The sequence below is a fragment of the Aidingimonas halophila genome, assembly GCF_900106955.1.
Classification (GTDB): domain Bacteria; phylum Pseudomonadota; class Gammaproteobacteria; order Pseudomonadales; family Halomonadaceae; genus Aidingimonas; species Aidingimonas halophila.
Window position 1 is genome coordinate 267273 of sequence record NZ_FNNI01000004.1, and the last position, 14255, is coordinate 281527.

The window sequence follows — 14255 nt, forward strand, 5'->3', positions numbered from 1 at the left end:
CAACAATGCAAGGAACCTCCAGGGAGGGATAATCCATGCGGGTACGGCGAGTGTGGTGGCAATGTTGTCTGTGGTGGAGTCTCGCGTTGTGGCTGACAGCGTGTGCCTCACAACCTGCGCCGCCCGACGATTACGCGGCAATTGCTCAGGAGATTCAAGCACACTATGAGGGCGACTTCGATCGATTGTCGCCGTCCAAGCAACGGCATTATGCCCAGCGACTGTATCGAATCACCGGCGATGATGCGTACCTGCCGGTCAATCGTCGCTATGTGCACCAGTTACTGGCTGATCTGACGCGCGAACTTGACGGGTTGGCACGCCCCGGTTATACAGACGATCGCGCCCGTGAGTTGCTGGCGGACTATTCACAGCGCACGGCAAAGCAGCGTGCGCGCCAGCGGATGTTCGAGCAGTGGGGCGATCTCATCTATGCCAGGAAACTGTTGTTCTGGCTCAGTCAGGCGGACGATTACGGCCTTCTGGATTGCGTCGAGAACCGCCAACGTGCGCTGGATTATCTGGCCAGTGTCGATTTCCAGGCGTTCCTGACCGATCCGGAGGTGCTCGAGGTGTATGCCGCCCAGGTGGCGAACGCCGTCTATTACCTGCACCAACTCGGCATTGCCGATCTGCGCGCGGACGTCATCGATGCCTTTCGCACTCACTATCCGCCGCAACGTAACGACGAACTCGACCCCGCCTCCTGGCGCAACAAGCTCTACGGCATGACCCATTTCGTCATCGCCGAGAGCCAGTATTATCAGCGCCCGGTGGAAGCGGAACGGTTCGGCTGGATTTTCGACGAGTTTCGCGACGACCTGGACCGGGTACTGACGGTCAAGGAGGATATCCTGGCCGAGGTGGGGATCAGCTTCCTGTTGACCGGACAGGCGGACGACCCGGCTTTCTCCAGAGTTCGCCAAGCGGTGGCCGAGGCATACGATCCCCGGGCACGCATGATCCCGGGTGCGAGTGGCGGTCTGGATTTCGACCGGGGTGAGCATCGCAATGTATTGGCGATCATGCTGTTCGATTGGCCGGATCGGTTGTATCCCGGGCCCGATTTTTCCGCGACGACGGAAGGTGAGCGGTGTCGGTTGGCGCCGCTGCATGCTTCTAAACCGCTCGGCACGACAGCGACAGTCATCAATTGAACTGAGTGAAACTCTCCGCATTGAGCAAGAGATGGACGGCGATACTGGCGGCATAGCCCAGTAGAATGATGGGGGACCACTTCAGGTGACCCATGAACGTATAGGAACCACGGGCCTGCCCCATGAGCGCCACGCCGGCAGCGGAGCCGATCGACAGCAGGCTGCCGCCCACGCCGGCAGTCAGCGTGATCAACAGCCAATGCCCGTGAGACATGTCCGGTTCCATGGTCAGCACGGCGAACATCACGGGGATATTGTCGATGACGGCCGACATGATGCCCAGTGCGACGTTGGCCCAGGTGGCGTCCCACTGGCTATAAAGGACTTCCGAGAGCGTGGCCAGATACCCCATGAATCCCAGTCCTCCGACACACATCACGACACCGTAGAAGAACAGCAGCGTGTCCCACTCGGCACGGGCGATGCGGTTGAAAACATCGAAGGGCACGATGCTGCCCAGCCGCTCCAGCGCTTGCCGGTCACCGCGGCGTAGCGCGACGTTGCGGCGGTGATCGAGGGAGCGACGCAGGTAGTAACCAAAGAACTGCAGGTAGCCCAAACCGGTCATCATGCCCAGCACTGGCGGTAAATGCAGCAGGGTATGGCACGCCACGGCGGTGGCAATGGTCAGCAGGAACAAGACAATGATACGTCTGGCACCGCGTTTCATCGCGATATGCTCTCGTCCGGCATGGGGACGATGCGCCTTGACGAAAAAGCTCATGACGATGGCGGGGACCAGGTAATTCACCAGGGCGGGCACCAGTAATTCCAGAAATTCGGTGAAATGGATCATGCCCGCCTGCCATACCATCAGCGTAGTGATATCGCCGAAAGGGCTGAAGGCTCCCCCGGCGTTGGCTGCCACGACGATGTTGACACAGGACAGGTTGATGAATCGGTGATCGCCTTCAGCTACCTTGGTGACGACAGCACACATCAATAAGGCCGTCGTCAGGTTGTCGGCGATCGGTGAGATGATGAAAGCCAGTGTGCCGGTGATCCAGAACAGGCTGCGATAATTGAAACCGCGTTCCAGCAGCCATCCGCGCAATGCGTCGAATACCCGTCGTTCTTCCATGGCGTTGATATAAGTCATCGCCACCAGCAGAAACAGCATCAATTCCGTGAATTCCAGGAGTGTTTCACGGAACGCGTGCTCTGCCGCGTCCGGGATACCGGCGTCGACATATACCCAGCCGATCAACCCCCAAATGATGCCTGCCGCTACCAGCACGGGTTTGGATTTGCGCATCTGCAGTTTCTCTTCACTCATGACCAGCAGATACGCGAGGATGAAAATGCCCAGAGCGAGAAGTCCGACATCGGAGCGTGTCAGGTCGAGTTCACCTGTTGCCGCTGAAACAGAAGGGCTGAAGAGCAAGGAGAGAAACAGTAATACGGAGAGCGGGCAAGCGCGTGCTTTGATTATCATGGAGGATATCGAGACTGAGTATGTTAGTTTGGGTTATGCGGTGAATTCGTCCGGTAATGCTACCATGGCAACCGGCTTCATGAGCCCACGTTGATGTAATCGGATGCGGTCATTTCCTCGAGGTAAAAGAGCGGCGCATGTTTCTCGATGATTTCCACACGGTCAGGGATGGCCGGATATGCATAACGGCTGAACAGGCCAGCCATTTCGCCAAGTCTGTAGCCGGTGACTATAATCCCATCCATAACAGTGATGCACGGCGTTTTTGTGTGCCCGGCGACCTGTTGTTTGCCCTGGTGCTCGAGCACTACGGGTTGTCGCAACACATGTCGTTCTATTTTCGCAGCATGGTGGGTGATGATGTGCCTCTGGTCTTCCAGGAGTCTTCCGAGGGGGCGATCGTCGTCGCCGATGAGAGCGGTAAACGCTATCTCGAAGTCGAGCGAAGCGGTGAGACGACACATGATTCAGCCGTCGTGGAAGCCTTTACCCGTCGCTATGTCTCATTCTCCGGCAAGAACTTTCCCCATTACCTGAAGCCATTGATGGAAGCCGAAGGGGTCATGTTCAATCCCCAGCGTCCGCTGGTGATCTACGACAGCATGGGCTTTTCGCTGGAACGTCTCGATGTCACCGATCCCGGCCTTGAATTGACGAACTCGTCATTGACGGTCAATGGCAAGCGGGGTGATACCTTGTTGGAGTTCCGCATGACCGCGGCAGGTGTGCCTATCGGCCATGGCTCCAAGAAGCTGGTGGTAAGCGGATTGCGCCCCTACGATGCGGCGTCCATGGACGAGATCGTCGATGAGTTCTATCGCCTGAAGGCGGCCTACGAAGCGACAGCTTGAGAGGATCTGCCGGCGTTGGTACCGATCCGGAGCCGGCGACCCATGACCAACCCGCCCAGTGGATGCCTGTTGGCCAAGGCGCTAAGGCCGAGCGAACACAGGAACCCGGCGATACCCAGGAGCAGGGTATAGCCGATCACTCCGAAACCCAATTTCTGACTGACGACCTCGAAGATACCAAAGAACAGCGGATGCGCCAGATAGATGCCGAATGAGTATCGGTTGATCAGTCGGACGAAGGCGGGAGCTCCTCGTCCCTTGAACAGCCGCATCATCACGCCGATGAACAGCAGGAATAGAGGCATGACCCAGACTTCCTTCGAGGAGAGTTCGATATCGGTAACAAGGATTACGCCGATCATCACCAGGAAGGCAACGGTCAGCAACGCGGCTTGTCCTCGCAGGCCCAGCCCACTATCCAGCCGGTCGTAGTAGTATTGCCGGGCAATACGAATGGCGAAAAAGAAGATATATAACCAGCCAATGGGGATCACCCAGAGCAGGTACCCCGGCAATGTAATATCCAGCGCCGTGGCACTTCCCCAATACAGCATGCTTATCAGCGTGCCGATCGCCACGCCGACGGTGGCGTTGAAATAGCGCCCCAGGTCATAGCGGACATAGCACCAGTAGAACGCGTAGAACTGGATGGCGATCAGCAGGAAATAGCCGTGCCAATCACAGTAGATCAGATAATTGACGAGTAGTTGACCATAGCCTGGATCCAGAGGATGGCCTTCGGCGAGAAAGTACTGGGAGCCCGAATAGATAATCGCGTAAGTGACATAGGGAATCAGCAGGTACTTGACCCGCTGGCTGAGAAAGCCTGCAGGAATGGTTTTACCGTAGCGTATCGTGAACAGGAAAATGGAAATGAAGATGAACGTCGGCGTCCCCAGTACGGTGAATAGCCGGGACAGGTCGAGATAGACGTTATCGGCATACTGGTTGACCCGATCGAGCAGGTGGTAGAGGAATACGGCTATGCAGCCATAGAATCGCAGCCAATAGATTTCGAAGATTTGTTTCATGCCACCTGGGCGCCTTTCCATTGTTTCATTGAGGTGTGCTCCAGCGCATCGGGTTCAGGATCACGGCTTGCCTCAGCGGCCATTGGGACAAGGATACCGGCAAAAGGTTCTCGGGTGTATCGAATCCCAGTGATGTGCTGAACCTGACGAGTGACGACGTGTCACACACCAGCAATGGATAGCATTCATCGATGACAGGACAGTGATATGCATATACGCCGTTCTCTTGTCGGCTGGGCCTCGCTATGCCTGGCGCTCGTCATTCCCCATAGCTGGGCGGGTCAGGTCATGCACCATACCTTCGAATCCGAGGTGCTCGACAGGAAGTATCCCTACAACCTTTATCTGCCCGATGGCTACGCGACATCCGACCAGTCGTATCCCGTCATCTATCTGCTGCACGGTTCGTTCGGCAGCGAATATGACTGGGCCTCACGCGGTGGCTTGCGCAAGACGATGGATCGCCTGATCGCAGAGGACGCCATTCCTCCAGCCATCGTTGTCATGCCCGGCAGTCAGAGCTGGTGGGTCGACGGTTACAATGAGCAGGGCGAGACCGCGTTCATCGAGGACCTTATCCCCCATGTCGACCAGACCTGGCGGACCATCGCTCGTCGCGAAGGACGCTTGATTGGTGGACTATCGGCGGGTGGCTACGGCACCGTGAATTTCATCTTCCAGTACCCGCAGTTATTCGGTGCGGCGGCGGCGCTGAGCCCGGCGGCCTATTCACCTCAACCTCCGGCCAACTCCTCCGGACGTCGGCATCCCGCTTTCCTGGGACCGGATGGTACGTATGATGAAGCCATGTGGCGGCGTCTCAACTATGAGCAGTACCTGGAGGGGTATAAAGCACAGGACCAGGTGGTGCCACTCTATATCAGTACGGGCGACCAGGATGTCTTCGATATCGCCAGCCATGCCGCGACATTGTACCAACGTCTGCATGACTACCAGCCCGAGCAAGTGAAGTACCGGGTTGTGCCCGGGGGGCATCAATGGCGAGTCTGGCGCAGTGAACTGCCGGTGGCGCTGGAGTACATGTTCGACCATCTCGATACGACACCGGTCATTCAGGAGGGGGAGGCGTCATCATTAGGCGCTGTTATCGACGTCTTGCCTGTCAGCAACCAGTGGCGGAACGTTGCCAATGGCGGGAAATTCTCTTTCTCCGGCGGATAGAGGAGATAATAACGACGGTGGCTGTTCAGGCCGGCATCCAGAGGAATGACCAGACGCCCATCTGCCAGTTCTTCCTCGACCAGACAGCGAGCCACCAGTGCGATGCCGATGCCGGACACAGCGGCCTGGATCATATGGGTGGAGAATTCGAAATGCGGTCCGAGTCGCATATACCCCAGTGGCAGTCCTTGTGCCGTGAACCATTGATGCCAGGCTTCGGAACGCACGGCGATCTGCAGCAACAAGTGGTCGATGACATCGCCCGGTTGCCGGATAGGGTATCGTGCCAGTCTGTCGGGACTGGCGACCAGGACCATCTCTTCATCGATCAGGGGATGGGCGATCAGCCCGGGCCAGGGGTCGACACCGACGTTGATGGCGGCATCCATGCCCGACTCGGTGATGTCGTATTCACCGATGCGGGTATGCAAATGGATCATGACACCCGGATGTTGATGGTAGAAATCCTCCAGACCGGGCATCAGCCAGCGAGCACCAAAGGTTGGCAGGGTGGCCAGGTTCAAGGAACTCACCCCTTTGCGGAAGGCGCCGACACGGGCGCTGGCACCGCTGATCCGGGCCAGCGCCGGGGCAATATCCTGAGCGTACATCGCCCCCACTTCCGTCAACCGGATATGTCGGCCGTCCCGCGTAAACAGTTCGACATCGAGTAACTGCTCGAGCGCCTGGATCTGACGGCTGACGGCACTCTGCGTCAGGCTGAGTTCGTCGGCGGCTCGGGTGAAACTGCGATGACGAGCGGCCGCATCGAACGCCAACAGCATCGACGTGGAAGGCGCGAGTCGATGAATGTTCATTCATAAACCTCATGCAAAGGCCAAGTAATTGTCGGTTGTTGCCGGGCTGTTTCGCCGTCAGACTTCCTTAACATCATTCAACGAACAGAGGAAGAGGATGATGTCATCCGAGACATCCACGTTGACAAAGACAGCGACATCACCGGTTCCCCGTCCATCCTGGCTGGCCTCACGACGCCTGAAACGCGTTTTCTGTCTGGACGATTTCGAGCCGGCAGCCAAGCGTTTCTTGCCCCGGCCGATTTTTGGCTATGTGTCCGGCGCCGCCGAAACCAATGTGTCGTACCGTGACAATCGGGCCGTGTTCGATGAATACGGATTCATGCACCGGGTGCTGCGTAATGTCAGTGAGCGTGAACAGTCGATCTCTCTTCTGGGGCGTCGCTATGCGGCCCCGTTCGGTATTGCGCCGATGGGTATCTCGTCATTGACGGGCTACCGAGGCGATCTGGCTCAGGCCCAGGCGGCCGAGCGGGCCGGCATCCCCATGATTCTGAGCGCCTCGTCCCTGATCCGGCTGGAAGAGGTGGTGGAAGCGGCTCCACATACCTGGTTTCAGGCCTATCTCCCCGCTGAGTCGGAACGCATTGCCGCGCTTGTCGATCGCGTCGCCCGGGCGGGTGTCGAAACCCTGGTAGTGACGGTCGATTCGGCCGTCGTCCCCAACCGGGAAAACAATCTTCGTAACGGGTTCAAGACGCCGCTCAGTCCGGATCTCAAGTTACTCTGGGACGGCCTGACCCACCCATCCTGGAGCATGGGCACGTTCGTTCGCACCCTGGTACGTCACGGAATGCCTCATTTCGAGAATAATGCGGCCGAGCGTGGTGCGGCTATCGTGTCGCGCCACGTGGCCCGCGACTTCTCCGGCCGCGAGCACCTGGACTGGGGGGAGTTACGGCGTATTCGCCGTCAGTGGCAAGGGCGCCTGATCATCAAGGGCGTATTGCATCCCGATGATGTTGCCACGGCACGCGATCATGGGGCGGATGGTGTCATACTCTCCAACCATGGCGGTCGACAACTCGATGGCGCCATCTCGCCGATGCGGGTCCTGCCGCAAGCGGTGGACACCGCCGGTGACATGGCCGTGATGATCGACAGCGGTTTTCGGCGCGGTACCGATGTCATCAAGGCATTGGCCTTGGGGGCGCAGTGTGCGTTCGTCGGTCGCCCTTTCAATTACGCGGCGGCGATTGGAGGGGAAGCCGGCGTCGATTACGCCATTCGCATGCTGATGTCGGAAATCCGTGCCGATATGGGCATGCTGGGCATAACCCGTCTGGAGGAACTCGAGCCGTCGATGCTGGTGACGTCACGGATGCATCGCGCTTGAGCCCTTCGTTCAGCCGTTTTCCAGTTCGGCCAGACGACGCTCCAGGAAACGCCGCTCGGGGCCTTGCTGGACCAGTGACAATGCTTGCCAATACCCTTGCCTGGCCTGTTCCACGTCACCCCGGCGGCGGCACAGGTCGGCACGCGCCGCATGCGCCAGATGGTAATCACGGAGCTCCCCGCGAGCCATCAGGGCGTCGATGAGTGACAGACCGGCGGTGGGTCCATCGCGCATGGCAATGGCCACGGCACGATTGAGTGCCACGACCGGTGACGGTGTGATACGCATCAACACATCGTAAAGGCCGATGATCTGCTCCCAGTCGGTTGCCTCGGCGCTGGGCGCTTCTGCATGCACGGCGGCAATCGCCGCTTGAAGCGCGTAGGGTCCGAACCGTCGAGAGGACAGGGCCCGTTCCACCAGTGAAATCCCTTCATCGATCAATGCGCGATCCCATAGCGTACGGTCCTGCTCGTGGAGCAGGATCAATTCACCTTCAGGGGTGGTGCGCGCATCCCGACGCGATTCCTGCAACAGCATCAATGCCAGCAGTCCCGCCACTTCCGGCTCGGGAGACAGCTCGTGCAGTAGCCGGCCGAGCCGGATCGCTTCACCCGACAGATCGGCGCGTGTCAGTGTCTCGCCGAACGAGGCCGAATAGCCTTCGTTGAAGACCAGGTAAATGACGCGCAGTACGCCATCCAGACGCTCCGTCAGGGCTGACGGTTCGGGGAGTTGATAGGGAATGCCGGCATCGCGGATCTTGGCCTTGGCCCGGACGATACGTTGGGCCAACGTCGACGGCGAAATCAGGAAGGCACGTGCCACTTCCTCGGTCGTCAGGCCACAGACTTCCCGCAGCGTCATCGCGACCTGGCCGTCCAAAGGCAGGGCCGGGTGACAGCAGGTGAAGATCAGCCGCAACGAGTCGTCAGCGACGCCCGCGTCATCGATCGGCGTTGTGGTTGTGGTGTGCTCGATTTCCAGTTGGTACGCGATTTCCGCCAGGCTGGCATCGAAACGTGCGCGTCGGCGCAAGTTGTCGATGGCGCGAAAGCGTCCCGCGGAAATCAGCCAGGCGCGAGGGTTGTGGGGAATGCCGTCGCGCGGCCACTGACTCATGGCCGCGGCAAAGGCATCGTGCAGTGCCTCCTCTGCGAGTTCGAAGTCCCGCAACAGACGAATCAGGGTCGCGAGCACCTGTCGTGAATGCTCGCGATAGATCGTCTCGACAATGTCTCGGGTATCTGTCATGGCACCGAACACCTTCAAGCGCTGGTTGCCTTGGCGTGCGATGCCGGTGAGTCGGTGACCAGTTCGCGTGTCGGCCGGACTTCGACGCTGCCGACCCTGGCTGCCGGGATGCCAGCGGCGACGTTCAATGCTTCATTGAGATCGTGTGCCTCGATCAGATAGAAGCCCGCCAGTTGTTCCTTGGTTTCGGCAAAGGGGCCGTCGGTCACGGCGGCCTTGCCGTTTCGCACCCGTACGGTGGTGGCGGACTCCACGGGTTGCAAGGCCTCTGCCGCCAGCATGCGGCCACTCGCCTGCACCGATTCCGCATAGGCCAAGCACTCGCTGTCATGCGGGCTGTCGGGCAGATCATGCAAGGCAGTTTCACGGCTATAGACAAGGCATAGGTATTTCATGGTGATGTCCTGTAAAGGCAGAGAGTCTGATAGGGATCGGTCAGGAGGATCTCTCATGACATAGCGTAGTCGTCTATTGGGGCCGTGTTTCGACAACCGGTGACGAAAGGGGATTGAAAGAGCCGCCTGTCGGCATCATCTTGTTTATTTAGAGGGCTAATTAATTGCACAACCCCCACTGGTAAGGAGTTTCGGTATGGCACAAGCAATCCTTCCACGTATCGGTCTGGGTACCTTCCGTCTCAAGGAACAGGAGGTCATCGACTCGGTGAGTTCCGCACTGGAGCTCGGCTATCGTCATATCGATACCGCTCAGATGTATGACAATGAAGCCGCCGTGGGCAGAGCGATTCGTGACAGCGCCGTTCCGCGCGATGAGATCTTCCTGACCACCAAGATCTGGTACGATCGGCTCAAGGGCGATGATCTGATCCAGAGCCTGGAGGAGAGTCTGGAGAAGCTCGGTGTCGATCATGTCGACCTGGCCCTGATTCACTGGCCGTCACCGAACGATGAGGTGCCGATGACCGAGTACATCGGCAAGCTCAACGAGGCCCGCGAGAAGGGACTGACCAAGCACATCGGGATTTCGAACTTCACCATCGCTCAGGTGGATGAAGCGCTCGGCGTGCCGGGGGGCGAGTACATCGTCACCAATCAGATCGAAGTGCATCCGTACCTGGCCAATCGCAAGCTGGTGGATCACTGTCAATCGAAAGGCCTGCAGGTGACCGGTTACATGCCGTTGGCGGTCGGCAAGGTCATGAAGGAACCGGTGCTGCAGGAAATCGCCAACGAGCACGGCGTGACACCGGCGCAGGTCGCACTGGCCTGGGTCGCAGCGCGCGATATCGTGGTGATTCCCTCATCCACCAGGCCGGCTCACCAGCGTGCCAATCTCGCGGCACTGGACATCGAGCTCAGTGCCGATGAAATCGCCAGGATCGATGCCCTCGATGCCGGAGAGCGTATCGCCAATCCCGATTTTGCTCCCGCCTGGGATGAATGAGGACGTGACCGATTAGGTCGATCGTTATCGGCTGAACCGTCAGAGTCCCGGCCAACGTCTCGAGACGTTGGCCCTTGCATGCGCCGCCAGTGCTGCCATCGCGTTGTCATCGAACCGACACCATTGCCGGTTAACGTCATGGGGACACCTCCGAGGAGGATACGAACCATGACCCGTCAACCGCGTACCCCCCTGACCGATGATGAAGTCGAATATCTTTCACAGCTGGCCAATGGTAACGCCCTGGCACGACAACGAAAGCGTGACCGTGAGCGTCGCGAGCGAGAGAACCGCAGACGTATGAGCAAGTGGTAACGGCCTCGTACGTCATTGAGATACGTCATCACGCATGACGACGCTCGAGTATCAACTTTTCCCCGCTGCTGCCGATAACAGGGGTAGTGCATGGTGAATCGCCGCTGTGGCTGAGCACCATGAGTATGAGATTCCTTAACGGCAGGAGCGTGTCATGCGTTGTCGACTATGGATAGCGTGTCTGGCGTGTTTGTTTCCCAACGTCAGTAGCGCCGATATCAATCTAGGGATGGTGGCCCCCCTGAGTGGTCCGGCGTCGTCTCTCGGCCAGGGGATGCGTGAAGGCATCGAAGCGCATTTCGCCGAGATCAACGCGCAGGGTGGTGTCAACGGCGAAGAGTTGACGCTGGTGACCCGTGACGACAAATATGAACCGTTGCGGTCAGCACCGGCGACGCGCGAGCTCATCGAGGAAGAAGAGATATTGGCTTCGGTGGGGAATGTCGGCACACCCACGGCCATCGTCACCATACCGCTGCACAATCAACATGAGACGCTATTGTTCGGTGCCTTCACCGGCGCCGGCGTCTTGCGCAAGGACCCGCCGGATCGCTATGTGATCAACTATCGTGCCAGCTACGTTCAGGAAACGGCGGCGATGGTCGATGGCCTGCTCGAGGCCGGTATCGAGCCCGAGGAAATCGCGTTCTTCACCCAGAATGACGGCTTTGGCGATGCCGGTTATGCCGGCGGTGTGCAGGCACTGGAACAGGCCGGCTTCGAAGCCACCGATGAACTGGCTCATGGCCGTTACACCCGCAATACCCGCAATGTGCATCAGGCGCTGGCGACCATCCTGCAAGCGCCCACGACACCTCGTGCCGTCATCATGGTGGGTACCTACGGCCCCAATGCCGATTTCATTCGAGAAGCCCGCGAAGACCTCCCCGATGCGCTCTTCCTCAATGTCTCCTTCGTCGGCAGTCAGGCGCTGCTGGACGAACTGGGCGACGACGCAGAGGGCGTCATCATTACTCAGGTCGTGCCACCGCTGGATGCCGACCTGCCCGCCATCGATGCGTATCGGTCGGCGATGGAAGCTCAGGACAGTGATTACGATGCCGACTTCGTCTCGCTCGAGGGCTATCTGGCAGCCTCCTTGTTCGTGAAAGGGCTGGAAGCGGCCGGAGACGATCCCGATCGCGAGGCTATCGTCGACGCCCTCGAAGGACTGGGAGAGATCGACCTCGGCCTGGGCGAGACATTGACCCTGAGTGAGGACGACCATCAGGCCAGCGATGCGGTCTGGCCCACGATCATCGAAGATGGCCAGTTCGAACCCGTCGATTGGTCGACGCTACTGCGTTGATACCGGATACAGGATGCTGCCTCATGAAACGAAGTCTAAGTCTACGTGCCATGCTGATCGGACTGTTCCTGGCTGCGGTGGTCGGCGCCGTGATTCTGGCCGCCACCGGGTTGGCATCGAATCAGCGATTGACCGATTCCCAGCGTTTTCTCACCGACAAGGTCATGCCCCAACAGGATGCCAGCCGGGCGATGAGCGAGGTCCTGGGGGCATTCGACCAGCGCCATGCCAGCCTGGTCAGTGCCGATAGTGAAGAAGAACTCGAGTCCGTTACGGCCCGTGACGATCTCCTCGAGCGTTTCGAATCGGCCGAAGCGCGCCTGACCGAGACCCTGGACAGCGAGCAGGGCTCACGGCTGGATGATATCGCCGCCAACAAGGCGTCCTTGATGGAGGCGGATGAAACGCTGGAAACCCTGCGGTGGGACCATGTGGCACTGGCGACGACCATGGATGAGCGGATTGACGATATGCAGTCGATGATTCGCGATGTCATGGTCAGTGCCGAGGACATGTCGGGGCGTGCCGCCCTGGCCGAGGTACGCAATCAGCGAGAGATCATCGCTCAGATCGGGGACCTGCGCGACGAGGGCTTGACCTTGATTCCCGAATCGGTCCTGGCGGAACTGCTGGACGGCCGGGCCGACATTGCCCAGATCAGCGGGGACGTCCAGACGTCGGTGGCCCTGCTGGCCGATCTCGGACGACAGTTGATGCAGGTCGAGAGTACCGATGCCCTGGTCAACCTGCGTCACAATGAAGTATCACAACAGATCAACAGTACGCAGCAGGCACTGGGGCAGATCGCTTCGGCGCCTCATGCCAGCAGCGAGCAGGTGGAGCGAGCCGAATCGCTGTCGGCGATTCTCGATGACCTCGATGAATTGATGATCAGTGGCAACCGTTCGGTCTATGCACTGCGTCAGCAGCAACTGGAACTGCGTCATGACGAGCGCGAGGCCCTGGCGGCCGTTGAAACGGCCTCGAACGGGATGCGTGACGCCTTCGATGCGCTTCAGGACTACACCGCCGCCACTGCCGAGAAGGCGGTAGCGCAGTCGCAAAGCCTGGCCCAGGCGGGTCGCTATCTGCTGATCGGCGTGACCCTGGCCGTCATTATCGTACTGGCCGTGTTCGGCTGGCGGACGATGGTGCGGGTACTGGGGCCGCTGGCCCAGATGCGTCGCCAGATGGAGAACATCAGCGGCAAGGCCGGAGAAAACAGCGATCTGTCCATGCGTCTGGAGCTGGCGCGTGATGACGAGATCGGTCGTACCGCTCAGGCATTCAATCAGATGATGGGCACCTTCGAGCGCATCGTGGCCAAGATTCGAGAGGGGGCGGGCAATATCGCAGCCAACAGCCGCCAGATCGCGACCGGCAACGATGATCTGTCGCAACGGACCGAGGAGCAGTCGTCCTCGTTGGCGGAAACCGCGTCGAGTCTTGAGGAGATCACAGCCACCGTCAAACAGACGGCCGATTATGCACATCAGGCCAGGGATGCCAGCAGCGAAGTCGATCAGCGAGCGCATGCCGCGGGTGAGGTCGCGGCGAAAACCAACTCGGCGATGGCCGAGATTCGTGGCTCGAGCGAGAAGATCACCACGATCGTCGGTGCCATCGACGATATCGCCTTCCAGACCAACCTGCTGGCCCTCAATGCCTCGGTCGAGGCGGCCCGGGCGGGCGAGCAAGGGCGCGGTTTTGCCGTCGTGGCTGCCGAAGTGCGCAAGCTCGCCCAGCGCAGCGCCGATGAAGCCGGCAAGATCCGGGGACTTGTCGACGACAGTGTCGATAAGGTCGGTGAAGGCGCCAAGCTGGTGGAATCGACCAGTACCCAGCTTCAGGAGATCATCAACAGCCTCGAAAGTGTGTCTCGCTTCGTCGGCGAGATTGCCGACGCCACTCAGGAGCAGTCCACCGGTATCGAGGAGATCAACCGGGCGGTGGCTCAACTCGATCAGGTCACCCAGCAGAATGCGGGCCTGGTTCAGGAGGCGTCTTCCGCCAGCCACGCCCTCGATGAGCAGGCGGCGGAGATGCATGCGCTGGTCAGCCGGTTTCGGGTCAGTGAACAACACGGCCACTCGACGGACCTCATGTCACTGTTGCACCTGGAGGATGACAAGGTGGAACGGGAGTGAACCGTTCCACCAGAGC

General features: G+C 59.4%; 13 protein-coding genes. 8 read left to right on the forward strand and 5 right to left on the reverse strand.

The window, feature by feature from the left end; translation table 11 throughout:
- The first annotated feature begins 35 nt into the window (after nucleotides 1-35).
- The gene (locus tag BLW01_RS09445; protein ID WP_092569261.1) at nucleotides 36-1157 is read left to right on the forward strand and encodes a DUF3541 domain-containing protein; all 1122 of its coding nucleotides are present in this window, start codon (nucleotides 36-38) and stop codon (nucleotides 1155-1157) included.
- On the opposite strand, the gene nhaD is transcribed toward BLW01_RS09445, so the two are convergent.
- On the reverse strand, nucleotides 1150-2592 hold the full coding sequence (gene nhaD / locus BLW01_RS09450) for a sodium:proton antiporter NhaD (RefSeq protein WP_092569262.1): 1443 nt from the start codon (nucleotides 2590-2592) through the stop codon (nucleotides 1150-1152). The genes BLW01_RS09445 and nhaD overlap by 8 nt on opposite strands.
- 137 nt (nucleotides 2593-2729) lie before the next feature.
- Between nhaD and BLW01_RS09455 the strand changes: the two genes are divergently transcribed.
- Entirely contained in the window at nucleotides 2730-3443 is a 714-nt protein-coding gene (locus BLW01_RS09455) for a DUF3581 domain-containing protein (protein ID WP_092569263.1), read from the forward strand.
- Here BLW01_RS09455 and BLW01_RS09460 read toward each other — a convergent pair.
- Nucleotides 3425-4474 carry an acyltransferase family protein gene (locus BLW01_RS09460; RefSeq protein ID WP_175529805.1) on the reverse strand — a complete coding sequence of 350 codons (1050 nt, stop codon included), beginning with the start codon at nucleotides 4472-4474 and terminating at the stop codon, nucleotides 3425-3427. The genes BLW01_RS09455 and BLW01_RS09460 overlap by 19 nt on opposite strands.
- A 207-nt stretch (nucleotides 4475-4681) precedes the next feature.
- Between BLW01_RS09460 and BLW01_RS09465 the strand changes: the two genes are divergently transcribed.
- Complete coding sequence (locus BLW01_RS09465; protein WP_092569265.1) at nucleotides 4682-5656, forward strand: alpha/beta hydrolase; 975 nt, start codon at nucleotides 4682-4684, stop codon at nucleotides 5654-5656.
- On the opposite strand, the gene BLW01_RS09470 is transcribed toward BLW01_RS09465, so the two are convergent.
- Complete coding sequence (locus BLW01_RS09470) at nucleotides 5548-6474, reverse strand: LysR substrate-binding domain-containing protein (RefSeq protein ID WP_092569266.1); 927 nt, start codon at nucleotides 6472-6474, stop codon at nucleotides 5548-5550. The genes BLW01_RS09465 and BLW01_RS09470 overlap by 109 nt on opposite strands.
- 100 nt (nucleotides 6475-6574) lie before the next feature.
- Here BLW01_RS09470 and BLW01_RS09475 point away from each other — a divergent pair, with 100 nt between their 5' ends.
- A complete protein-coding gene (locus tag BLW01_RS09475; RefSeq protein WP_217635506.1) occupies nucleotides 6575-7810 on the forward strand; it encodes an alpha-hydroxy acid oxidase in 1236 nt (411 codons plus the stop codon).
- 9 nt (nucleotides 7811-7819) lie between these two features.
- Here the strand turns inward: BLW01_RS09475 and BLW01_RS09480 are convergent, their stop codons facing one another.
- Both BLW01_RS09480 and BLW01_RS09485 read right to left on the reverse strand, forming a co-directional pair.
- On the reverse strand, nucleotides 7820-9064 hold the full coding sequence (locus tag BLW01_RS09480) for an RNA polymerase sigma factor (protein WP_092569268.1): 1245 nt from the start codon (nucleotides 9062-9064) through the stop codon (nucleotides 7820-7822).
- 14 nt (nucleotides 9065-9078) lie between these two features.
- Complete coding sequence (locus tag BLW01_RS09485; RefSeq protein WP_092569269.1) at nucleotides 9079-9459, reverse strand: YciI family protein; 381 nt, start codon at nucleotides 9457-9459, stop codon at nucleotides 9079-9081.
- Nucleotides 9460-9655: 196 nt separating this feature from the next.
- Between BLW01_RS09485 and dkgB the strand changes: the two genes are divergently transcribed.
- The 4 genes from dkgB to BLW01_RS09500 all read left to right on the forward strand — a co-directional run bounded on the left by dkgB (nucleotide 9656) and on the right by BLW01_RS09500 (nucleotide 14239).
- On the forward strand, nucleotides 9656-10468 hold the full coding sequence (gene dkgB / locus BLW01_RS09490; protein ID WP_092569270.1) for a 2,5-didehydrogluconate reductase DkgB: 813 nt from the start codon (nucleotides 9656-9658) through the stop codon (nucleotides 10466-10468).
- Between the two features lie 168 nt (nucleotides 10469-10636).
- A complete protein-coding gene (locus BLW01_RS18475; RefSeq protein WP_175529806.1) occupies nucleotides 10637-10783 on the forward strand; it encodes a hypothetical protein in 147 nt (48 codons plus the stop codon).
- Nucleotides 10784-10937: 154 nt separating this feature from the next.
- Nucleotides 10938-12092, forward strand: coding sequence for an ABC transporter substrate-binding protein (locus tag BLW01_RS09495; protein ID WP_217635507.1), 1155 nt, complete (start codon nucleotides 10938-10940; stop codon nucleotides 12090-12092).
- Between the two features lie 23 nt (nucleotides 12093-12115).
- A complete protein-coding gene (locus BLW01_RS09500; protein WP_092569271.1) occupies nucleotides 12116-14239 on the forward strand; it encodes a methyl-accepting chemotaxis protein in 2124 nt (707 codons plus the stop codon).
- The last annotated feature ends 16 nt before the right edge of the window (nucleotides 14240-14255 follow it).

Coding starts and splice junctions, on each gene's coding strand:
- BLW01_RS09445 (WP_092569261.1), top strand. CDS start 36: ATGCGGGTACGGCGAGTGTGGTGGCAATGTTGTCTGTGGTGGAGTCTC.
- nhaD (WP_092569262.1), bottom strand. CDS start 2,592: ATGATAATCAAAGCACGCGCTTGCCCGCTCTCCGTATTACTGTTTCTC.
- BLW01_RS09455 (WP_092569263.1), top strand. CDS start 2,730: ATGTTTCTCGATGATTTCCACACGGTCAGGGATGGCCGGATATGCATA.
- BLW01_RS09460 (WP_175529805.1), bottom strand. CDS start 4,474: ATGAAACAAATCTTCGAAATCTATTGGCTGCGATTCTATGGCTGCATA.
- BLW01_RS09465 (WP_092569265.1), top strand. CDS start 4,682: ATGCATATACGCCGTTCTCTTGTCGGCTGGGCCTCGCTATGCCTGGCG.
- BLW01_RS09470 (WP_092569266.1), bottom strand. CDS start 6,474: ATGAACATTCATCGACTCGCGCCTTCCACGTCGATGCTGTTGGCGTTC.
- BLW01_RS09475 (WP_217635506.1), top strand. CDS start 6,575: ATGTCATCCGAGACATCCACGTTGACAAAGACAGCGACATCACCGGTT.
- BLW01_RS09480 (WP_092569268.1), bottom strand. CDS start 9,064: ATGACAGATACCCGAGACATTGTCGAGACGATCTATCGCGAGCATTCA.
- BLW01_RS09485 (WP_092569269.1), bottom strand. CDS start 9,459: ATGAAATACCTATGCCTTGTCTATAGCCGTGAAACTGCCTTGCATGAT.
- dkgB (WP_092569270.1), top strand. CDS start 9,656: ATGGCACAAGCAATCCTTCCACGTATCGGTCTGGGTACCTTCCGTCTC.
- BLW01_RS18475 (WP_175529806.1), top strand. CDS start 10,637: ATGACCCGTCAACCGCGTACCCCCCTGACCGATGATGAAGTCGAATAT.
- BLW01_RS09495 (WP_217635507.1), top strand. CDS start 10,938: ATGCGTTGTCGACTATGGATAGCGTGTCTGGCGTGTTTGTTTCCCAAC.
- BLW01_RS09500 (WP_092569271.1), top strand. CDS start 12,116: ATGAAACGAAGTCTAAGTCTACGTGCCATGCTGATCGGACTGTTCCTG.